Source organism: Arenibacter troitsensis (assembly GCF_900177645.1).
Classification (GTDB): domain Bacteria; phylum Bacteroidota; class Bacteroidia; order Flavobacteriales; family Flavobacteriaceae; genus Arenibacter; species Arenibacter troitsensis.
On sequence record NZ_FXAO01000009.1, the window covers coordinates 70,372 to 92,733 of the forward strand.

Consider the following 22,362-nt stretch of genomic DNA (forward strand, 5'->3'; position numbering starts at 1 on the left):
CATACTTTAAGTAATGTATATACACACCTAAAGAAACATAGAATGGATATGAAATGTAGCCTTATATAAATTGTGTGTTTTATTGGGCAATAAAAAATGTGGTTTGAAACATTGAGGTCCACGCCTTTTTGTTCAAACCACATTTTGCAAAATAAAAGCCTATAGCTAACGAAGCTTGTTGAAAAAATAATACAAATGTCTAAGAAGAGGCCTTAAACCTGAGCTATATTGGCCTTATAAAGTGTATCAATGGTAATAAACTTAGTAAACACAAGGGTAAGAATTTTTCTATTGTTTTCCCTATATCTCAATGTTAATACTTCTATTTATTAAGTACCTGTTCAAGTTCTTTGGTGGTAAAAACTTTGCTGGATACCATTTTGTAATTGGTCTGTGCGGCCTGGTTCCCGTCCAAACCGGGTAATTTGGCAGATGCCGTGGCATCGCCTACCACGGCCACTTCAAATCCGGCTTCGATAAGGTCCCTCATGTGGGATTCGGCACAAAGGTTACCGGACATCCCGGCCAAGATCACTTTATCTATTTTTTGTTTTCTCAGCTGTAGGGCAAGATCATTGGACTCGGGTCCGAATACTTTATGCGGGCTCGTAACCACCACTCTGTCCTTTTTGATATACTTTTTATATCTGGGCAACCAATCCGCTCCCGATCCTTCAAAACCCTTGACATTCAACTGGTCCCCACGGTCGAACATGGAAATATTGTGCATCAACTTTTCCAAGGTACCCTCAAACTTCCATACATGGTCGTGCTCATAATAATAATGAGGGGAGACAAAAACGGGGATATCGTGTTTTTCCCCCAACTTGAAAATCGTTTCCAAGTTTTCAATGGTATTGTTCTCCTTGACACTTTCACCCACAGCTCCCCATGCCACTCCTTGGGGGCTCAAAAAATCGTTCTGTGGATCTGTGATGACTATTGCCGTATTCCCGTCTATTACAAATCCAGGCTCTGGTAGTTGGGCAATTAATTCATTGAATGATGTTGTTAAAAATGCTAGAAATAAAATCGTTTTAGAAAATGTAGTTTTCATAGTATATATATTAAGGATTAAAATGTATTTGTAATTGAAATAGAGCGCCTTTCAATCGCAACTCCTAATTAATAAGTTGACGTTTTAATGGGCATCATAATCTTGTTTTATATAAATAACCCTGTGTCATCGTAAATTTCCTCCATGTCAGCATGGTTTTCATAAGGTTTTTCTTTATCACAATCATCGGGCACCATAGTCTTTGTCTTTTGCTTGTTACCCATTTTTAATAGCAATTTTATCTTGTGTATTAAGTTCATGATGTTTATTTTTTATGATTAAGTTGCTGGGAACAGCATTGTGCACTCTTTTACCTTGCTAATTGGTCTTTTATTATCAATTTGAGTAAGTCGCATTTTGATATATCTTTGATATGTGATAAGTGCATAAAAAAGTTCATGCGGATAACATACCTATTTGATAGGCTTTTCTAAATTTTAATGGGGGTACGCCAAAATTTGTCTTGAATAATTGGGAGAAGTGGCTTGGATTGTCGCATCCAACACCCATTCCTATTTGGATTATACTTTCCTCAGTTGAAATGAGAAGTTTTTTTGCTTGTTCCAATTTTAGCCGCATTATAAATTGGTGGGGAGTTTCTCCAGTTGTTTTTTTGAACACCCTTATAAAATGGTGTATGCTCAATCGGGCTACTTTAGCTAATTCAGAGGTCAGAATTGGACGATCTATATGCTTTATAACATATTGTTGTATTTTCTGAACAATAAAAGGCGTCAATCCCATTTGTAAGTTACAGCTTATCTCTTTCTGCAAATAGTACCTTTTTACTAATAGGTCCGCCATGGTAACAATCATATTTTCCAGGTATGATTTATCTTCATTTGGGCAGAATTGCAGTTCCTGTACCACGTAGAGGGCAAGTTGATTACTTAAAGGATTATCAAGTATAGGTATATGTTCAAAACTCTGGGTATCCATTTCAGGATTCATAGTACCAAAAATGCCATTATACATACCAAACACCAAAGGAGCCTTAGGCTTGAAATTGGGCATAGGATTCAACGTATACATAAATTGGTATTTCTTATCGGAGACCGATTCTTCCGTTGAATTGTGCCCATCTTTTATAAGGAATAGTATAATTGGGTATTTGTGTGCAAGATTTTTAATTGAGCTTCTGTCCAATATTTCTTGGTGGATATGGCTTACGTATTTCATGGTTTCTATATTTTATGGTTTTTTAAATTGTTTTTTGAAACGTTCGTTATTACCGGTTAGTCAGAAGCGTTTCGAAATATTTCTTGGTGTAATTACCCTGTCTTTTTAACTATTGTTTGGACCTTTGCCATTGATGCGTATCCTGCAGGTTCCACAACCAACACATGCCAAAAGTAATTTGCACTCCACTGCTTTACTAGCCACTTTTTCTCAGTGAAGACATTTTCCTTATAAGTGTGTTAATTGAAGTTGAAAAGGGTTAATTTGACAGTATTACTTACCAAATTATTATGTTTTGGCATCATTTATCAGCTATGGGCATTCAAAATATCTTCCCAACGTTGCTGTTCAGCTTCTTAACGTTTAAGACATTTGAATAGAAATTAGTAAATTGTATTCCAAATAGATACCTAATGAATCCGATAAAAATTAAAGGTGTAGACCTTAAATTTAATTCTTCTTCAGAGATCTGTTCGATTGAGGAAAAGACGTCAGGAGAAATCCAAACGGCTTTAATTCAGAATCTAACTGAGACTTCTTTTTTCAAAGGTGTAGGAATAAAAGAATTAACCCATATCGGCCCTAAACGCCTTACTTACCATATTTCTTTACCTGCCAAGGATTTTCCCAAAGTACCGAAAAGAACATCCGAGTTCATAGAATACATCAATCGAGCTGTAGTGCTTACCAAAGCCATACTGGCAGTTCATCAAGCCAAACACTGCTTCGGAATTCTTAGTGATGACCGTTTTGAGATAGGTCATACTGGAGAGCTAATTCTTCTTGGTCTCTCACTGTTTAAGAAATCATATTCCAAAAATGATTTAACGGCATATCACGATAATTACTTCTATTTCCTGGCACCGGAATACAGTGAACGCAGTAACGTACAGCCAGATTATAGGGCTGACTTTTATGGATTGGGAGTCCTACTTCATTATTGGCTTACCGGCGAACATTTTATTAAAGCAGGAGATAGACAGGAAGTATTGTATAAGCACTTAACCGAACCGTATGTTGGAGGTGGAGTGGATTCTCCATGGCAGCACACCGGTATTTATCTCATAATCCGTGGACTTTTGGAAAAAAAATTGGAGGATCGATACCAATCTGCCCATGGGATTCTCAGAGATTTAACAACTCTACAGTTTCAATTTAGTAGAGGGGAAATAATTGAAATTCCCAAATTGAGTATAAACTACAACCCTGGGGTAATTAACATTTCAGGAACCCTTCTTGAAAGAAATGATGCACTTCAAAAGTTGCTGGACAAATATTATGAGGTACGTGAAGGTGCATCGGCTGTGGTTTTTCTTGAAGGTTCATCGGGGGTGGGTAAAACTCGACTTGGAAAAGCTTTTGAATCTGCCATCAACGAATCGGATACCCTTTATTCTTATGGGGCGTTTGACGAATCCCAATCAACTCCATACCGGGCATTTCAACAAGCTTTCCGCAATGTTGCACAGCGAATCTTGATTAAATCAGGTCGAAGCCATTCAGAAATCCGGGATATTTTTACATCAGGACTAGGTTCCGACCTCTCCGTTTTATTTGAAGTAATACCTGACTTGAAGGAACTTACAGGCAATCTTCCTCCTCCAGAGGAATTGGGGCCTTTGGAGACCGGTGATCGCTTTATGAACTGTTTTGCACGCTACTGTAGAACCTTGGATGGCATCGGATTGAAGCGGGTAATTTTTATAGATGATGTTCAGTGGTGCGACGCTTCGTCGATCAAATTGTTCAAATATATGGCATTGGCCCCTATTTCAAGGGTAATGTTTGTCCTTGCCTACAATCCTGATGATATTTCCGAAAAACATCCATTACGAGATTTACAACTAACACTGCGAAATGCCAACAAGGGTGTTCCAGTCGTAAGGTTGGAGACATTAAGCCAAGCGGCCACACATCAAATTGTTGTGGATGCCCTATCCGTTGAATGTGATCGGATTAGTGATCTATCTGCTGTTATTTATAAGAAAACACACGGCAATCCATATTATATTCAGCACTTTCTACAGTCGCTCCATGAAGATAAAGTATTGACTTACGATTCCGTCGGACACCGATGGCAATACCATTTGGAAAGTGTAATGCGGCAAGAAGTAGCAGATAACGTAGTTGCCTTTTATGCAAAACAATTATTGACGCAATCTTATCAAGCTCAAATTCTACTAAAAGTGGCAGCCTTCAACAATGGAAGGTTCAATGTTCCCCTATTGGCATCTGTTTGCAATTTTCCAGAAGAAATCGTTATTCTATTTTTGGAATTGCTTACCGAGGCCGGATTGCTGACCAGAATAGTCCAAGATCAAGTTTCCTATACATTTAGCCACAAAGGGGTTCAGCAAGCATCCCTTCATCTCACTATTCCAAATTTTGATATAAAGAAGGATGCATTGCATTTTGCTCTGGCAATATACCATCTGAAAATAGGTAAATTTCATGGCACTATAGAATTAAATCAATTCGTTGAACATTTGCTACAGTCCCGAAGTCACCTACAAGGGGAAACAGTTGCTATGGCACTAGGGTTTATATTGCAGGCCGGACAACTGGCCAACGACTCCAATTCTCCTGCAACAGCCCAAAAATATTTGAATTTTGCTCTGGAATTACAAGAAAAGTTTAATTTGAATACTTATGTTTTCGAGGTTCTATTTGAGCTTGCCAAGGCGTATTTTCTTATGAAGTCTATGAACGAGGGCAAGGATTTTGCAAAGCGGGCACTAGAAGCGGCATTAAACTTTAAACAAACCTACGAGGTTTATCTCTTGAATATTAAGTTTTATGAGGCCTATTCCAAATACGATGAAAATGCAGCGGAAGGTTTGCGTGCTCTTCAAGCCTTAGGTATTCCATTATATTCACAAAATCAAGATAAGTCATTATCGGAAATAATTGATTTGGAATATGAAAAATTCCAGAGAACAATGCCAGAACATCTTAAGGAATATGGCACAAATATTAAAATACCCTCAGAAATTATTAGGTATGGGATATCCATCCTGGTAAATATGTGTTCTTCTGCTTATCGTTCCAACCCCGATCTTTATATTTTAATCCTTCTGAAGTTAGGAAATCTGATATTTCGTAACGGTCCAGTCAATTCGGCACCTTTCATTATGATTCAATTAGGTTCACTACTTTGTTATAAATATGGGTCTCATGATAAAGGTAAGGAAATGTGCAGTTTTGCTTTAAACATGTTGGATTCCAATGTATCTCATAAGTATTATAATAGAACTATATCTGTTTATCACATTTTAATGGGCCCGTTCCTTAAAAAATACGATGAATTGGAAGATACTTTAAATGTAGGAATAGAACATTGTATAGAACGAGGAGATACCCAGGGTGCTAACAATTTGATGTATGCTAAAATTCGGAACCAATTACTAACAGGCACAAAGCTTGAAGGTTTTTTAAGGTTGTGTGATGATTCGATAGATGCCCTGGGAATCAATTCCTCTAAAGGGTTTATTGCTCAAATATATTTGTTAAAATCCATAGGATGCAGGTTAAGTGGTTATAAACCTGAAGTCTATGTTTCAAATGAGGAATGGGCTCTGCAGTTTTTAAAGGAGCATAATTGCCAGGTCTCATTGTCTAGTTACCATATACTCATTGGATGGGTGTATTGTCTTAAGGGAAATTACGAAGAGGCAAACAAATATTTCCAACGTCATGAGACAATATTGCAATTTTCGAGCTCGGAACCCCAGTTTTTTCGATATCATATCCTGCAGTCAGTTTGCGAACTCATGCTGTTAAAGAACCCTAATGAAAAGGTATTGGAACGCGTGGCTTCCAGACAGGAAAACCTAAAAAATTGGGCAAAAACATTACCAAACAATTTTTGGGTTGAATACCAAATGGTAGAACTCCTTTGGGAGTGTAAATCGGGTAATCTTCACAATATAGCGGATAAAATTGAAGAGGTTTTAAGATCCCCAAAAAACAGTGGCCATTTTGCCGTCAGAGCATTATTTACGGACGTGTTACAAAGGGCTCTGCCCAAGGAACGCTATGGATTTATAAAGGAGGCCTTAAAGAATGAAGCCACCAAACTATTTTTGGCGTGGGGAGTGGAATTCAAGGATGGGAATGATAAAGTGGACCAACAAATAACTTCGGGAATAAACCGCAATGAAGCCCTAGGATTTGATTTTCAAAGTTTAATAAAGGCCACTCAAGCCATATCGGCAGAAGTTAATCAAGACAGACTTGTACAATATCTTTTACAGGTTGTAATGGAGAATGCTGGCGCAGATAAGGGGGCTCTTGTCTTACTTAATGATTCGGAACCGAATGTGGCGGCCTATATTGATTCTACAGATTCCTCCAATGGGCAGATTACCGAATGTACATTAAATACTTCAACAGCCTTGCCCATTAGCCTCATTGAACATGTAATTTTAAGTAAAAAAGAATTATGTATTGATAATTTAGCCGAATATTATACAAGCTCTGAATTTTCCGAGATCAATACAACGGGTTCCTTATTATTATTACCCCTTATTAAACAAAACGATCTCATTGGCGTATTATATATTGCCAATAGCCAAATGACCGGAATGTTTAACGAAGGAGGCTTGGAAGTGTTGCGCGTTATTGCCTCCCAAGCGGCTATCTCCATTGCCAATTCCATTTTGTACGAACAAGCCATAAATTTGAACCTGGAATTGGCAACTTCCCAAAAAGAATTGGCAAAACTCAATCAGGCCCTTGAAGGTAAGATAAAAGAACGAACCCAACATTTACGACATGAAATCGAGATGAGAAAGGAAGCAGAGCGCGACTTAATTTTTGCAAAGAATGATGCGGACAACGCAAATAGGGCAAAATCACAATTCCTCGCCAATATGAGTCATGAAATACGTACGCCTCTTAATGCCATTGTCGGTTTTGCACAAATTTTGGCCAACCAAAGTAGATCACTTGAATTAACTTATTCTTTTCGCCGTTACTTAAGTAATATTTATCAAAGCGCCGAATCCCTGTCGGAAATAATCCAAGATATCCTGGACCTATCGAAAATAGAGGCTGGAAAAATGGGAATCGCCCAGCAGGATATGGACCTTAGACAACTATTCCTGTCTGTTTATCGCATTCAAAATAGTCTTGCTAAATCCAAAGAAGTAAAAGTCGTTTACGACTTGGCTCCAGGCACCCCTAGGTATATACGTTCCGACCGAAGCAAAATCAAACAAATTTTGATGAACATTATTGGTAACGCAATTAAGTTCACCCCTTCTTCCAATTGTGTGAAACTCAAACTCTATCCGGAAGACGGGTTTATAGTATTTAGGATATCAGATCAGGGAATTGGTATTCCAACCCCCGATTTGGAACGAATTTTTGAACCATTTACCCAGGCTGATGCTGGAACCGATAGAAAATACGGAGGAACAGGTCTTGGCTTAGCTATCACCAAAAGTTTGGTTGAAATATTAAATGGGAGTATCAATGTGGAAAGTGAAGAGGGTAGGGGAACCTGCTTTACCATACGAATCCCATATGAACCGGCCACTTCTCCCCAGGCGGAATATCCCGAAATATTGTTCGCCAAGTACCAGATTCCTCTTAAAAGTAAGATTTTAGTGGTTGAAGATCATCCCTTGAATCAAGAAATGATTAGGGCACTGTTTGCTGAACTTGGATCTGAAATTATGGTGGCAAACAATGGGAAGGAGGGAATTTCAATTGCAAAACGCTTTAATCCGGACATTATTTTTATGGACATCCATATGCCAAAGATTGACGGATTTGATACACTGATTAAAATACGTAGGTTCAATAAAAATGTACCTGTTGTTGGATTATCCGCCGATGCCTTTAAGGAACAACAGGAAGCTGCACTAAAGGCAGGATTTTCTGCGTATCTAACCAAGCCCATAAAATTGGAACAGTTGGTAAAACTACTTAAACATTACCTCCCTAAAACAGAGGAATCCACAAAAAAGTTAGGGATTCTGAACGGAAAACAATTGGAGAAAAAAATTAATGCCCTAAATACTATTAAAAGCCTTCCCATTTTTGAAACTGAAAAGTTGGTCGCAGTAGCAGGGACTTTAAGCGAACTGCTACCCCCAAACATTTATAGTGAATTGGAGGATGCCATTTATACGGGAGATGATTTGGCTTTACAAGAATTTTTAACAAGTGCTTTGAATGCAGGATAGTGCCTCTATTCTTATTGTGGATGACAATCGACAAGTCCTCGAACAAATCAATCATGTTCTGGCAGATGTTGGTTACAACATTTCTTTTATACCAAAAGGGCAGTTTTTATTTCAACGGCTTTTCAATCATCAATATGATTTGGTTCTACTGGATGTCAATTTACCTGGGGCTGATGGTTATGAATTATTGCGACAAATGAGAAGCAACCCTAAATATAGAACTCTTCCGGTAATAATAATAAGTGCGGAAGAAGAAGAAGAGACACTATCCAAGTGTTTTGATTTAGGTGCAAACGACTATATTAGGAAGCCTATACATCATGAGATATTAAAAGCTCGTGTAAGATCGGTGATATCCGCGTCCAGGTTCCATCAAAACGAAATAAATAGGCGACGACAGGAGGCCTTAAGGGCTAGAATGAAAATGTTGTCTTCCCAAATGAATCCACATTTTATTTTCAATTCCCTTTCCTCGATTCAAGAATTTGTTCTGGCAAACGAAATGGAGAAAGTCCTCAATTTTCTTTCAGAATTTGCTGGTCTTATGAGGCAGAACCTAGAAAATTCCATGGTACCGCACATAACCCTGGCAAACGAACTGCAGTTTTTGAAAACTTATTTAAAACTTGAGAAAATGCGGTTTAACAATGCCTTTACCTATGAGGTCCGAATAAACGTTTCAACTCCTGAAAATATTATGATTCCCCCCATGCTTATTCAGCCTTATCTTGAAAATGCTATAATTCATGGCTTAAGAAAATCATCTAGACCAGGCCATCTTATCTTAGAAATTGTAGAAACCGACAATTTTATCTCATGTACCATTCAGGACAATGGCATAGGTAGGTCAAGAGCTTCCAAAATTAAAGAAAACCAATATCGTTCTGTCGCCATGTCGAATATTGAAGCCCGTCTTGCACTATTGAAGATGGAATTTGGAGGTGAGGAATTCAGTGTTACAGTTAAAGATTTGTGGAATGGGGATGAACCCGCCGGCACTTTAGTAAAACTATCTTTGCCCAATGATCTACATTAATCTTTTGAGTAGCTCCTCCTTCTTTCTAACCGATACGTCCACATGAGACCCATCTGTTAAAATTAGGTAACCACCTTTACCTTTAATGTATTTCTTAATATGATCCAAATTGACCATATGGGATTTGTGGACCCGGAAAAAATTACAGGACTCCAACAATGGTTCAAAGTCTCCCAAAGGTTTTGAAACCATTATCTTCTTGCCATTAACAAGATAGAAATTGGAATAAACATGATTGGCCTCTACATGTAGCAATTGATTGGCTTCCACAAAATCAATTCCTTCGGAAGATCGTAAAGCTATTTTGGTGAATTTTCTATCCTGTATATGCATATTGTCCTTGAGCACTTGGTATTCACCTTCACGGGAAGGAGCCTGCTTGGCCAATATTTTGCCGGCACGTTCCACCGATTGCTTCAATTCCTGAATGTTTATTGGCTTTAAGAGATAATCCAAAGCTGCATATTTAATAGCGTTAATCGCATATAGGTCATGGGCTGTAGTAAAGATAACCTCAAAAGGAGGTTCTTCAAAATAATCAAAAAGTGTAAATCCGTTGCCATCGGGCATTTCTATATCCAGAAAGACCAATTCTGGCTTTTCCTCCTTGATTAAGGAAACCGCCTCATTAATAGAAAAGGCATGCCCGATCAAGCTTACATTCGGACAAAAGGTTACCAACATCTTTCCCAAAATATCGTGATGCCTTTGTTCATCATCTACCAAAATTGACCGAATTTGAAAGGTCATTATATTTGAAATTGCAATTAAAGGCCTAAATATATAGATTTTTGTATAAATATCTTTATTTTGCATTCATAATCAAATGTTTATAGATGCTATTGGGTATAGGTAGTTTAGCACCAGATTTCGAGGCGGTAACAACGGAAGGGGAGATTTGTTTCCACCAATGGCTTGGGGATTCATGGGGTTTACTGTTTTCCCATCCAGAGGACTATACACCAGTATGTACAACTGAACTAGGTGTGGTAGCGCAATTGGAACAGGAATTTATATCACGAAATATCAAGGCCATTGCACTTAGTATTGACAGTCTGGAATCCCATTTTGGGTGGAAAACAGACATTGAAAAATCTATGAACGTAAAGGTGCGATTCCCTATTATAGCAGATGAGGAAAGGACCATAGCCAAGCGCTATGGAATGATCCATGAAGGAGTATCCAGTACACACACGGTACGATCTGTCTTTATAATAGGCCCCAACAAGGACATCCAACTTCACCTGACCTATCCCATGGCAATAGGCAGAAATTTTGACGAAATATTGCGAGTAATCGATGCGCTACAGTTGCATGAGAAACACCAAGTACTTACTCCTGCAAATTGGAAACCCGAGAAGGATGTACTTTTAGATCCAAAGATTTCGGAGGATCAACGGAATGTAAAACAAACTAATCACATGATTCAGGGAGTTCCATACCTTCAATTTTCAGAAGATCCTTCGATAAAGAAATAATATTGAAATCTGTAGCGGATGTATTCAAATGTGCCCTGCTAATTTACTTTTTATCCTTTTTTACTTTTCCTAGAAGGTTGTTATTTCATGATAATTGGTCCTTCAATCTAATCTAATCTGTGACCATTAGTTAAGGCCAGACTTCAGTTATAATGTCTCTGTTTTATTTTCTAGGAAAAAATGACAGATATACCTACGGTCCATCCACTTTATAGATTCCAGTTATACCCACATCTACCTCAGCACAACAATAAGTACTAACCAATAGCCTTGGACCATACTAAGCCTTTATTTGGCAAATTGGAAACATTTTGGCAATCACAGAATAATATAGGTTTCTGTTTTGAGGGAGATTTACGTTATAAAAAATTAATGCATATAACTTAAAACAAAGCTGAAACTATGAATTCTACAGAAAAAGCAAAACAGGGCAAGGAAACTGCACAATTACCAGTATCAGGTTTTGAAATCGACCGCCATACGGCTATCGTAATTGTAGATCCTCAAAAGGATTTTCTTAGTCCAGACGGAGTAGCATGGGGTGCTGTTGGAGAAAGTGTAATTGAAAATAATGCAATTGGCAACATTGAAACCTTGTTTCGACTGGGTGCAGAAAATGGAATACATGTTTTCGTATCCCCACATTATTACTACGAACACGACCACGGATGGCAGTTTGAAGGGACCTTGGAGAAGTTGATGCACAATATAAACATGTTCGATAGGGGAGATCAGTTAAACGTAGAAGGCTTTGAGGGGTCGGGTGCAGATTGGCTCGAAAGATACAAGCCTTATATAAATGATAAAGAAAGAGTCACCGTTGTAAGTCCACATAAGGTATTTGGACCTGAAAACAATGATCTAGTACTTCAATTGCGCAAACAGAAGATAGACAAAGTGATATTGGCCGGGATGTCCGGCAATCTATGCGTAGAATCGCATATGAGAGAACTTTTGGAATGTGGTTTCGAGGTCGCTGTGGTCGGTGATGCAACGGGCTCCGCTAAACTGCCAAACCTTGATGGCGACCAAGCAGCCCAAACGAATTTTGTGATGATGGCCAGCGAAGTTTATACCACAAGTCAATTGGAGATAGTATTGGAATCACGAAAGATTCTTGCAGAAGAGTAATTAAAGATTTTTTGGGGTAGACCAAGGTTTCACGATAACATCTTATTAGTGTTGATTAGTTTGGTTTGGAAGGGAGGTACGTTTTAAAGACCTCCCTTCTTTTTAAAAATACAAAATGGAATTCACTTATGATCTTTGGTACCTTTTGCCATTGTCAATTGCGATATCAACTATGGCCATGGCCTCATGAATTGGAGGGACCATTTTCTTTTCCCCTCTCTATATTTGTCTTGGGACTGAAGGCTCAGATTGTGATAGGTAAGGCCTTGTTGACGTAACTTTTTAATTTCACTTCTGGAGTAATAGCCTATTTACGGAGTAAATTGATTGATTTTAGTCTAGGATGGGACATATTAAAATATTCTATACCTGCGACCGTTTTAGGGGCCTTAATATCACCTATTGTTTCTGCCCACAACCTTAAAATTATGTTTGGAATAGGGATGCTATACCTAGGAATACAGATTTTACGGGCCCATTTCAAAGCCAGCTCCTTGTTAAACCAGACCTTAGAAACCCATAGCCTAATGGAAACCACTTGCCTTGTAGACCGTTGGCATCGGGAATTTGGATATACCTATTGCAACAAGCCAATAGCGGGATTCTTTGGGATGTTAGGAGGAATATTTGTTGGTCTAATCTCGGTGGGGCTGGGAGAATTAATTGACTATCATTTGGTTTCGCAATGTAGAACACCAACACCGGTAGCTGTGGCAACAGCCGTTTTTACGGTGGTATTGACCGTATTGTTTGCGTCCATCGGTCATTTTTATCAGTTCTTTTTCCACTCACCGGAAGGGGCTTTAACAGATATTACCAATATGATTTGGTTTACTATCCCCGGAGTTCTAATAGGAGGCCATTAGGTCCACTACTTCAAAAAGTATTACCTGAGGTCCACATAAAAATAGGGCTGCCCCTATTGTTTGTGTTCATTGGATTACTGATGCTTGGGGTTCACATTGTATATCCAATTGGATAGCAATTTTACTATAATCTGGCAATTACCAACAAAACTAGGAGCAGCTAAAACTGGATTTTTGTAAAGGATATAAAGAGAATTCAAGTCCTTATAACCTTAGAAATAGTTGAACTAGGGGAAGCATTTCCTTCTCTAAAAAACAATAAAATTATGTTTCCAGAAAGTAACATTAACCGTTTGCCATTAGTGTTCAAGTCCGACGCCGCCAAAAGCTATTTTCAGTTCCACTTAAATGGCCAGCTCGCATCACTAGAATACCATATGAAAGAGAAGAGTAAAATAGTTTTATCCAGACTTGAGATATCTAAATACCTCAACCAGGTTGAGGTTGGCAATGCCTTGATAGAGCGGGTGTTGGAATATATATACCAAGCAGATTTCAAGGTTGTTCCAGTAGACCTAGAGGTAAAAAAATATCTTCAAAAAAACTCCCGTTACCAAAAACTGGTAGCTTATGATAGCCCATTAAACCACTATACCAAGCCAGTGGCCTAAAGTAAATAATATAAATTAATACCTAATATTATGGAAGCAATAGCAAAATCAAATGGATTGGAACCTCAAATGTGGTCCATTCGACACCAGGATTATCTTTCTACAATGGCTCGCCGTAAACTTCCGAGCGACTTGGTTGAGGATATTGTACAAGATACTTTTCTGGCAGCCTTAAAGGCCGCACCACGTTTTAGAGGGCACTCTAGTGAACGTGTTTGGCTTACAGCCATTTTGAACAACAAAATCACGGATCATTACCGAAAGGCCAATACTCAACAAGGTAAACTTTGGCAAACCGCCATACGTCTTTCCGATTACCCGGCCTGGCGGAACCTGGAAAGTCCATCCAACAGCCGGGATGATAACGATGTAATGAAACTTCTTTATGCTAGTGAGCTTGACACCATACTAAATTCCGGCCTTGAGCTATTGTGCAAACAGGAGCGAAAAGTTTTAAGCATGAAAATTAATGGATGCAGCACCGAGGAAATATGCAGTACACTGGGTATTAACAAGTTAAATAGTTGGGTAGCATTGAGTCGTGCACGTAAAAAAATAAGACATTACCTCAATCATAATTGGTACGAAGTTGCTTAAATCCATTTCATGAAACATTTTTGGCTAGACATACAATTGATCTTTTACCGGGTTGGCATTTCCTGCCTGAAATTGTATAGGCAGTATACATATAAATATCGAAAACATACAGAACAGCAAATACAGAATTATGAGTGACAAAAAATTGCCAATACCTCCATTTACAGAGGAATCGGCCAAAATAAAAATAAAATTGGCGGAAGATGCCTGGAACAGCCAAGATCCCATTGCAGTTTCCTTAGCCTATACGGTCGATAGCGAATGGCGAAACCGTTCACAATTTATTACAGGTCGTGCCGAAATTCAGAAATTCCTTAAGGATAAATGGCAAAATGAACTTGATTACCAGTTAAAAAAGGAATATTGGGCACATTCCCACAATAGAATTGCCGTGCGGTTTGAGTATGAGTATCGCAATAGATCTGGCCAATGGTTCAGGGCTTATGGCAATGAGAATTGGGAATTCAATGAAAATGGACTTATGCGTAAGCGATACGCAAGTATTAATGATTTACCTATACACGAAAAGGATCGCCAATTATAGGATAAAAACTTAATGGAAATAGTATTTCCTAAATAAAGCTGGGGCTCTAATGGCAATTTCAGTCCTGAACGGAAATAGCAGTTTTCAGACATCCTGCAAGGTTTACTAAAATACCGCATCTTCCATCTGGCTAATTTTGAAACGAAACAATAAATATAAATTACAAATTTTTAAAACAAATTATTATGAATGCAACAAATTACAATAAAAGTATCAAGTGGTTACTTGTCTTAAGCTGGTCATTATTTCTTGGGATGGGTTCACTAATGGCCCAGTCACATAGTTACAGCACAGATGAGAGCATGATTGCCCTTAATGGCTACAGCTCAGTATCCTATATTGAAAATGGTAAGGCGCAATTGGGAAAAAAAGAGTACAAGGCCACCTATGATGGGCTTACCTATTACTTTATGAATAAACAACAATTGGAAAAGTTTAAGGCAAACCCAGTTAAATACATACCACAGTATGGTGGCTGGTGTGCGTTCGCAGTTTCTTTAGGAGGAAAATTCCACCCAGAACCCAATAGTTTTCGTGTTATTGATGGCAAGTTATATCTGTTTACCATTAATGTAGAAGGAGACTTTGTTAAGGTTTGGGAAAAAGAAGGTAAGGAGAAGCACATTGCCCAAGCTAACAAGAACTGGCAAAATATGGCAAAGTTCCAAACGTTTGCCCCTTGATGACTATTCAATTATAAAATACTGCAAGAGCCGCTTTAACTGACTTCCAAAACTCCTCTCTCCGATCAGATCCAGTAAAGCGGCTTTTACATGCCATCAAAATTCCTATGTACATATGAAGCCGATGTATAGTAAAATCAATTATCTATTAATCCCATTGATTGTTTTGCTGGCCCAAGAGGAAGTATTAGGTTAATAGAAGAAGTCTTTAAATTCTTCTTTGGACAAAGATGTTCAACATGATTTTTATTTTCTGGGATATCCAGGAATAGGGGATCCAAAACAATTGGATGAGATAATGTAAGAGCTTTATAAAAACGCGGGGCATAGCCCGGGGACCGTTTTATTTTTAGGAAACAGTGTTCCATTTAACAATAGTGGTCTTAATAAATACAGTGCGAATATCACTATATTTTAAGGTAATATCCTAAACCATAATACTGATTGTTCAACGCATATGTACATCTAAGTCTAAATTATAAAAACATAAAGAAAAAGCTTATACAATCTAACCTTCTCATGTAATAGAAGTTTCCAAAATATTACAATAACGTTTGCCAAATTGTGGCAAAAATACATAGCCCATCATGGGGCTATTTATAGTTTGGGCACAACCATCTTCTTCCCTTAAGTTCATATTGGCAATTATTCAATTAGGGATATTTTCTAAAGATTTTGAATTAGTCGAATCATCTGATGGGTAAAACCCCATTCATTGTCATACCATGCCATGACCTTTAAAAGGTCACCATCTACCACCCTGGTCATATTAAGGTCCACAATAGCCGCATAAGGACTACCTATGATATCCGATGATACCAGAGCTTCCCGGGTAGTGGATAGCACTTCGCTATAACGCTCTCCACGAGCTTCCAATTCCAAGATTTCATTAATTTCTTCAGTGCTCACTGGGCGTTTTGTAACGAAGGTCATATCGGATATGGAACCTACCTTTACAGGAACCCGCACTGCAACCCCATCAAACTTACCAACAAATTCTGGAAGAGCCTTGGTAGTGGCAATGGCTGCACCCGTACTGGTAGGCACCAAATTATCGGCGGCAGCTCTTCCCATCCGCAGATTTTTTGGAGATGCACTGTCCATAAGACTTTGAGAGGCCGTATACGCATGTATGGTTGTCATTATGGCCTTTTGGATGCCCACTGTACGTCCAAGTATTTCAACAATAGGACTGATGTTATTTGTGGTACAGCTGGCACATGAAAAAATATGGGAATCCCCCACTGAAGAATTTACACCGTGCACGACGGTGGGGGCGTCTTGACTTTTGGTAGGTGCTGAAATCACAACGGTCCTGGCTCCAGCTTGCAAATGCAATGCAGCATCATCCGATTGTGTAAAAACACCCGTACTTTCAATAACTACATCTATATCGTATTCCTTCCACGGAAGATCCTTGGGATTCCGCTCACGGTGATAGCGAATCTTTTGGCCATCCACGATTAAGGAATCTTCAGAAAATGAAACATCTCTCCTATAAGGGCCATAGGTGGTATCATATTTAAGCAGATAGGCAAGGTTATCTATAGGTAGAATATCGTTTACTGCCACTAGGGCCAAATCTTTTGAGTCCAAGATTACTTTTAGGGAGGCCCTACCAATTCGTCCCATTCCGTTAATAGCTACTTTTTTCATTTATATAAATATTTAGTTCGTAATCCAATTCCTTGTGCATGTTCGGCTCAGTACCAAAACCTGTTGATTATCTTCGCACGCATATCTTTGAACAAGGTACTGAGGTCACTTGAAGTCAATTTTCCTAATCTCAAATAAAAATGCCCTCACCACTTTGTACATAAAGTCCGGTACACTAATAGAAGTTATCTACTTCATATTTTTAATTCTACTTGGGCTTCACAATATTTTACACATGTCCTTCAAGGGTAATCCATGAGAAACCTTAATGCCTTTCAGTTTTTCGGTACGGTATTCCAACCAATTCCGTTTTTCACAATGGCCTCGATCCCTATGGATCCAAATGGAGACACCAGCAACTTCTCCATTGGTGCAATAACAATAAATCCAGGTTTTATATATCTATTTCAATTTTCATTTGTCTATTTAATATTCCCTTTCCACCAGCCATTAAACTTTTTATTTCTCCATTTTCAATTCTCAGCTTAACGTTTATCAAACTTTGTGAAGGTTCTTTCATATATTTTCCTTGTTGAATCTGGAAACTTCTTTGCTTAATCTTCAAAACGTCAAATAAATAACATCCAAGAGGTCCGGCGGCCATTCCTGTTCCCGATTCTTCCAGTATTCCATAACGTGGACCAAACATCCTAGTAGTAGCGTCATACTCCGTATTGGTAGAGAAAGCGTAATAGCCAATTAAATCGAATTCATCACTGATTTCGTTTATCAATTCAAAATCAGGGGTTAAATTTTTCAGAATTTCATTGTTTTTAATAGGAACTAGTATAAATGAATTTCCCGTATTTACTATTTGAATGGGAGCATTGGATATAAGGTCGGTCTTTTTTAATCCCAAGGAATTTAGAATTAAAGTTTCCTTATGGCTTACGTCAGTATAAATAGGAGCCAATTGTTCCATATATGCCAAATCCCCAATTATTTCTATTTTTCTTTTTCCATCTATGGTCTCTTTTGAAGAATTGTCATTTTTTAGAGTACCTATTTGTTTTAAATATGAAAATGTGGCTACTGTAGCGTGTCCACAATGTGCTATTTGTTTTTTGGGTGTAAAGAAGTCCAATTTAAAGTCTTCAGTTTTGGATTTTGAAACAAAAGCGGTTTCTGACAATCCTACTTTTTTAGCAATTTCAAGCTTACTTTTATTGGATAAGGCATCTGCGTTTAAAACAACACCTGCTGGATTTCCGCCTTTACCGTTTTCTGCAAAAGCGTTAAGGATATGTACTTTAACTGTTTTTTTTGAACTATCCATATTTAATTTTTTTATGTTATATAAGTTGGAGGTTACTATTTGGAAAAAGAGGCTGCTAATATTAATTATTTATGTAATCCAGTAGTTTACCTGTTCTATCCGATTAGTCTTGAGGTATGTTTTAGTTGATCGATTTTGGTTTCAATTTTAAAAAAACCTCTTGACGAATATCTTTTGAAGTTTGTTCATCTTTCACTTTGCTTAAAATGAATTGGTAAAGTTCTTCGTTTAGGTCAATCCAGATGGTATTAATTTCAGCTTTCATATTTCTTTTTTCTATTTACCTATATCATAAGTATCTAACGCATGCTACGTTTAAAGATTAAGTAGGATGACCTTCTTAACCAATGGCACTGTTGAGGTTTTAATATGGTTTTCCATTCCATTCCCTTAGTATCGATTTTGGGTTATACCTAACATTTCAAGGCACAATTTTACATTGATAGTGGATATAACGCATAATAAGGTTAAGCCCCAACGGCTATTTACATTAAATTTCAAACCTCATTATAATGTTCTTTATACAAAGTCTATTACTCCTTAAAAGAATCCCGTATAAGGAAAAATTGTCCACTCACTTGCGTGGATAGTCCATTTTCTAGCCAACTATATCGTCGCAACTTTGTTTCATAGAATAAAGTCTAACATTTTAATTTAATCAAACAATGAAAAATTTATTTAGAACATTAGTAGTATTCATTGCTGGAATCAACAGTTTATTTGCTCAATTACCAGAGCCCGGATTTGTAATAGACGGGAATACGGCAATAGTCATCACAGATCCACAGAACGATTTTTTGAGCCCCCAAGGAGTGGCATGGGGAGCTGTGGGTGAAAGTGTCAAGGAGAACAATACCATTGAAAACTTGGAAACGATTTTCAAATTGGGGGAAAAACACGATATCCCCGTTTTCGTCTCCCCTCATTATTATTATGAGCACGACCATGTATGGAAGTTTGAGGGTACCTTGGAAAAGTTGATGCACAATATTTCCATGTTCGACCGTGGGGACCAGTTGAATGTCAAGGGTTTTGAAGGATCGGGAGCGGATTGGTTGCCCAGATATAAAAAGTATATCAAAAAGGACAGAGTGGTGGTTACGAGCCCGCATAAAGTATTCGGACCAGAGTCCAATGATCTTGCCCTACAGCTGAGAAAACAAAAAATAGATAAAGTGATCTTGGCCGGGATGTCCGGTAACCTTTGTGCCGAATCCCACATGAGGGACCTTATCGAAGCCGGATTTGAAGTGGCCGTGGTAGGCGATGCTACGGCATCTGCCAAATTACCCGGTTTGGACGGGAACCAGGCCGCACAGACCAATTACAAAATGGTATCCAGCAAAGTTTTTACCACACAAGAGCTCGTGAGAGAACTTGGGAACGAAATGATGAAAAAGTAAGGCCACGTACAACATTGTGTTGATTGTGTTTAGGGGGATGGATATTCAGGTATCTGTCCCTTTTTTGGTTTTCGGCTTTTGGTTCACGTAGGAAGTTCAACCCAAAGAATATCACTTATAATGACCAGGGAAAAATGTCCATCTACTGGCGTACATCATCCATTTTATAACATATCCCATCATCGCATCTTTGTAATGTCAATAATGACAAATAACTTAAAATTAAAAATTATGACACGTTTAAAAGCACTTGATCCACAGGAAGCAACCGGTAGATCTAAAGAATTATTTGATGGTATACAAGCCAAATTGGGAATGGTTCCAAACATGATGAGAACTATGGGCAATTCTTCCGCTGTACTGGAAGGATACTTAAATCTTAGCGATGCATTGGGCAAGGGCATCTTGGGTAGTAAATTGGGAGAGCTCATTGCATTGACCGTGGCTGAGGCCAATTCTTGTAACTATTGTTTATCCGCCCACTCATTCATCGGGGAGAAATTGGTTAAAATAGATACTGATTCTTTGCATTTGGCAAGAGAAGGAAAAAGTAACGACCCTAAAATAGCCGCAGCCCTAACTTTTGCAAAGTCATTAGTTCTAAAAGGTGGAATAGTAAGTAATTCTGATGTAGAGGCTGTTAAGTCTGCCGGTTATTCGGAGGGTGCCATCGGAGAAATTGTTGCTCATGTAGCCCTTAATGTATTGACCAATTATTTCAATAACACGGCCGATACAGAAATTGATTTCCCTGTGGTCAGCACAGCCAATATCCAATAATTATTTAACAATTAAATTCAAAAACAATGAGAACATTAAAATCGATATTTATATTTAGTTCAATCCTTTTATTAGGATATACCGCACAGGCCCAAATACCTCCAGTAGACAACAACGGGGTGGCCATTGGTGGATATGACGTAGTCTCTTATTTCTCTGGAGAGGCGAAAAGAGGCTTTGAAAGCTTTTCCGTAAAGTACAATGGTGCTACTTATTACTTTTTTACCAAGTCCAATAGGGCAGCCTTTAACAAATCTCCTGAGAAATACCTGCCTCAATTTGATGGCTTCTGTGCCTGGGGAGTAGGGGCAAAGTCCGCAAAATTTCCAATAGATCCCGAATCCTATGATATTGTTGATGGAAAACTATACTTGTTTTTCAATGCACCCTTTAATGGGGAACAGTTCAATACCATTTTGGATTGGAATAAAAGGACAACGGAGCTACAAAAGGCTGCCTATGCCAATTGGCCAAAGGTCAAGAACAGTAAATAGTTATAGAATATATGGGTAAGTACATCATAATTAACGCTTGCCCATATTTTTCTTAAAGAGGATTAACATGGAAATAGAGAAGAAATATCCGTTGCCCCCTTTTACGGAGGAAACGGCTAAAATTAAAGTACAATTGGCAGAAGATGCCTGGAACAGTCAAAACCCGATAGCCGTGTCCATGGCATATACAGCAGACACCGAATGGAGAAATAGATCACAATTTGTCAATGGTCGCAAAGAGGTGGTTGACTTTTTAAAGGATAAATGGAAAAAGGAATTGCGCTATAGGCTACGTAAGTATTTGTGGGCATATACCGACAATAGAATAGCCGTACGATTCGAATATGAGTATCAAAACCAAGAAGGGCAATGGTTCCGAGCATACGGTAATGAAAATTGGGAATTTAATGAAAACGGCCTTATGGAAAAAAGGTATGCGAGTATCAATGACCTTCCCATTTTGGAAAAAGATAGGAAACTTATATAATTTATAATTATGGATATTTTTAACACCTACACCCTTATCAATGAACATACAGGAGACCTGGCATTTAGAATTTGGGATTTTGAGGACAATAATGAATTCTGCAAGGTTAAGAGATTAAATCATTACTCTTTGATCTGGATAAAAAAAGGAAGTGGCACGGCCACGATAGATCTTTCCGAGCATGATTTTTCCCATAGTACAATGTTCGCTTTGACCCCCTATCAGCCTTTTAAGTTTAGTGAAAAAGAGCAATTGGAGGGTGTGGTGTTAAATTTTCATCCTGATTTTTTTTGTATACACAAACACCAAGATCAGGTAGCCTGTAACGGGGTACTTTTTAACAATATCTACACCCCCCCAATGCAGTACATAGATGACAATACAAAAAGTGAGTTCGAGATGTTGATTTCGAACATGAGAACGGGGATACAAAATGTAGGCCTTGCACAATACGATCTGTTGGTCTCCTATTTAAAGGTATTTCTAATTACCGCGTCAAGGTCCAAGGCAAAACAGCATCCAGAGGAATTGGAGGCCGTTTACGATAATGAGCCATTTATCCTCCAGAAACTCAAGAACTTGATCGAGGCCAACTTCAAAACGAAGCATTCGGCCAGCGAATATGCGGAACTTTTGAATATTACCCCAAAGGCCCTTGCAAAGATTACCAAAAACCATTTCAACAAGACCATGACCAACCTTATATCGGAAAGGATTATTATTGAGGCGAAACGTGAGCTCTACCTAACGGACAAATCGGTTAAGGAAATTGCATTCAACCTTGGCTATGAGGATGAGCACTATTTCAGTCGCTTCTTCAAGAACAATGCGGACATTTCACCATCCGTATACCGGGAAACAGTAGGTTTTGCAAGAGCTGTTTCCTAAAATGA

20 protein-coding genes and 1 pseudogene are annotated in these 22,362 nt (G+C 38.3%); 14 read left to right on the forward strand and 7 right to left on the reverse strand.

All coding sequences use genetic code 11. The features are described 5' to 3' along the window. Positions 1 to 322 precede the first annotated feature (322 nt). The 3 genes from B9Y87_RS18290 to B9Y87_RS18295 form a co-directional block, all read right to left on the reverse strand. Positions 323 to 1,057: a cysteine hydrolase family protein gene (locus B9Y87_RS18290; RefSeq protein WP_085500416.1), complete on the reverse strand. Its 735-nt coding sequence runs from the start codon at positions 1,055 to 1,057 to the stop codon at positions 323 to 325. 107 nt (positions 1,058 to 1,164) lie between these two features. Continuing rightward, the gene (locus B9Y87_RS22025; RefSeq protein WP_176225671.1) at positions 1,165 to 1,317 is read right to left on the reverse strand and encodes a hypothetical protein; all 153 of its coding nucleotides are present in this window, start codon (positions 1,315 to 1,317) and stop codon (positions 1,165 to 1,167) included. A 136-nt stretch (positions 1,318 to 1,453) separates the two neighbouring features. After that, the gene (locus B9Y87_RS18295) at positions 1,454 to 2,236 is read right to left on the reverse strand and encodes a helix-turn-helix domain-containing protein (protein WP_085500417.1); all 783 of its coding nucleotides are present in this window, start codon (positions 2,234 to 2,236) and stop codon (positions 1,454 to 1,456) included. 413 nt (positions 2,237 to 2,649) lie between these two features. Between B9Y87_RS18295 and B9Y87_RS18300 the strand changes: the two genes are divergently transcribed. Beyond that, complete coding sequence (locus B9Y87_RS18300; RefSeq protein WP_085500418.1) at positions 2,650 to 8,427, forward strand: ATP-binding protein; 5,778 nt, start codon at positions 2,650 to 2,652, stop codon at positions 8,425 to 8,427. Next, positions 8,417 to 9,463 carry a response regulator gene (locus tag B9Y87_RS18305; protein WP_085500419.1) on the forward strand — a complete coding sequence of 349 codons (1,047 nt, stop codon included), beginning with the start codon at positions 8,417 to 8,419 and terminating at the stop codon, positions 9,461 to 9,463. The genes B9Y87_RS18300 and B9Y87_RS18305 overlap by 11 nt, the downstream gene beginning before the upstream one ends. Here the strand turns inward: B9Y87_RS18305 and B9Y87_RS18310 are convergent. Then, on the reverse strand, positions 9,455 to 10,213 hold the full coding sequence (locus tag B9Y87_RS18310) for a LytR/AlgR family response regulator transcription factor (RefSeq protein WP_176225672.1): 759 nt from the start codon (positions 10,211 to 10,213) through the stop codon (positions 9,455 to 9,457). The two genes, B9Y87_RS18305 and B9Y87_RS18310, sit on opposite strands and share 9 nt — an antisense overlap. An 86-nt stretch (positions 10,214 to 10,299) precedes the next feature. Between B9Y87_RS18310 and B9Y87_RS18315 the strand changes: the two genes are divergently transcribed. The 7 genes and pseudogenes from B9Y87_RS18315 (at position 10,300) to B9Y87_RS18345 (ending at position 15,373) form a co-directional block, all read left to right on the forward strand. Further along, positions 10,300 to 10,941, forward strand: a complete 642-nt coding sequence (locus B9Y87_RS18315; protein WP_085500421.1) for a peroxiredoxin — start codon at positions 10,300 to 10,302, stop codon at positions 10,939 to 10,941. A gap of 402 nt (positions 10,942 to 11,343) precedes the next feature. Continuing rightward, a complete protein-coding gene (locus B9Y87_RS18320; RefSeq protein WP_085500422.1) occupies positions 11,344 to 12,072 on the forward strand; it encodes a cysteine hydrolase family protein in 729 nt (242 codons plus the stop codon). A gap of 299 nt (positions 12,073 to 12,371) precedes the next feature. Then, positions 12,372 to 12,938 (forward strand): annotated as a pseudogene (locus tag B9Y87_RS18325) (sulfite exporter TauE/SafE family protein); the annotation flags it as partial. A 266-nt stretch (positions 12,939 to 13,204) separates the two neighbouring features. After that, complete coding sequence (locus B9Y87_RS18330) at positions 13,205 to 13,549, forward strand: N-acetyltransferase (RefSeq protein WP_085500424.1); 345 nt, start codon at positions 13,205 to 13,207, stop codon at positions 13,547 to 13,549. Between the two features lie 30 nt (positions 13,550 to 13,579). Continuing rightward, complete coding sequence (locus tag B9Y87_RS18335; RefSeq protein ID WP_085500425.1) at positions 13,580 to 14,146, forward strand: RNA polymerase sigma factor; 567 nt, start codon at positions 13,580 to 13,582, stop codon at positions 14,144 to 14,146. A gap of 130 nt (positions 14,147 to 14,276) precedes the next feature. Beyond that, the gene (locus B9Y87_RS18340; protein WP_085500426.1) at positions 14,277 to 14,690 is read left to right on the forward strand and encodes a nuclear transport factor 2 family protein; all 414 of its coding nucleotides are present in this window, start codon (positions 14,277 to 14,279) and stop codon (positions 14,688 to 14,690) included. 185 nt (positions 14,691 to 14,875) lie between these two features. Further along, positions 14,876 to 15,373, forward strand: coding sequence for a YHS domain-containing (seleno)protein (locus tag B9Y87_RS18345; RefSeq protein ID WP_085500427.1), 498 nt, complete (start codon positions 14,876 to 14,878; stop codon positions 15,371 to 15,373). A 666-nt stretch (positions 15,374 to 16,039) separates the two neighbouring features. Here the strand turns inward: B9Y87_RS18345 and gap are convergent. From gap to B9Y87_RS21855, 3 genes are all read right to left on the reverse strand, one after another. After that, on the reverse strand, positions 16,040 to 17,029 hold the full coding sequence (gene gap / locus B9Y87_RS18355; protein WP_085500429.1) for a type I glyceraldehyde-3-phosphate dehydrogenase: 990 nt from the start codon (positions 17,027 to 17,029) through the stop codon (positions 16,040 to 16,042). A gap of 394 nt (positions 17,030 to 17,423) precedes the next feature. Continuing rightward, positions 17,424 to 18,305 (reverse strand): PhzF family phenazine biosynthesis protein, encoded by an 882-nt coding sequence (locus B9Y87_RS18360; RefSeq protein ID WP_085500430.1) that lies wholly within the window; start codon positions 18,303 to 18,305, stop codon positions 17,424 to 17,426. Positions 18,306 to 18,426: 121 nt separating this feature from the next. Continuing rightward, positions 18,427 to 18,570 (reverse strand): hypothetical protein, encoded by a 144-nt coding sequence (locus B9Y87_RS21855; RefSeq protein WP_176225674.1) that lies wholly within the window; start codon positions 18,568 to 18,570, stop codon positions 18,427 to 18,429. Between the two features lie 400 nt (positions 18,571 to 18,970). On the opposite strand from B9Y87_RS21855, the gene B9Y87_RS18365 reads away from it, so the two are divergent. From B9Y87_RS18365 to B9Y87_RS18385, 5 genes are all read left to right on the forward strand, one after another. Then, the gene (locus B9Y87_RS18365) at positions 18,971 to 19,708 is read left to right on the forward strand and encodes a cysteine hydrolase family protein (protein WP_085500431.1); all 738 of its coding nucleotides are present in this window, start codon (positions 18,971 to 18,973) and stop codon (positions 19,706 to 19,708) included. Between the two features lie 231 nt (positions 19,709 to 19,939). After that, positions 19,940 to 20,488 carry a carboxymuconolactone decarboxylase family protein gene (locus B9Y87_RS18370; protein ID WP_085500489.1) on the forward strand — a complete coding sequence of 183 codons (549 nt, stop codon included), beginning with the start codon at positions 19,940 to 19,942 and terminating at the stop codon, positions 20,486 to 20,488. Positions 20,489 to 20,514: 26 nt separating this feature from the next. Continuing rightward, positions 20,515 to 20,982: a YHS domain-containing (seleno)protein gene (locus B9Y87_RS18375; RefSeq protein ID WP_085500432.1), complete on the forward strand. Its 468-nt coding sequence runs from the start codon at positions 20,515 to 20,517 to the stop codon at positions 20,980 to 20,982. 67 nt (positions 20,983 to 21,049) lie between these two features. Then, positions 21,050 to 21,469, forward strand: coding sequence for a nuclear transport factor 2 family protein (locus tag B9Y87_RS18380; protein WP_085500433.1), 420 nt, complete (start codon positions 21,050 to 21,052; stop codon positions 21,467 to 21,469). 9 nt (positions 21,470 to 21,478) lie between these two features. Next, on the forward strand, positions 21,479 to 22,357 hold the full coding sequence (locus B9Y87_RS18385) for a helix-turn-helix domain-containing protein (protein WP_085500434.1): 879 nt from the start codon (positions 21,479 to 21,481) through the stop codon (positions 22,355 to 22,357). The last annotated feature ends 5 nt before the right edge of the window (positions 22,358 to 22,362 follow it).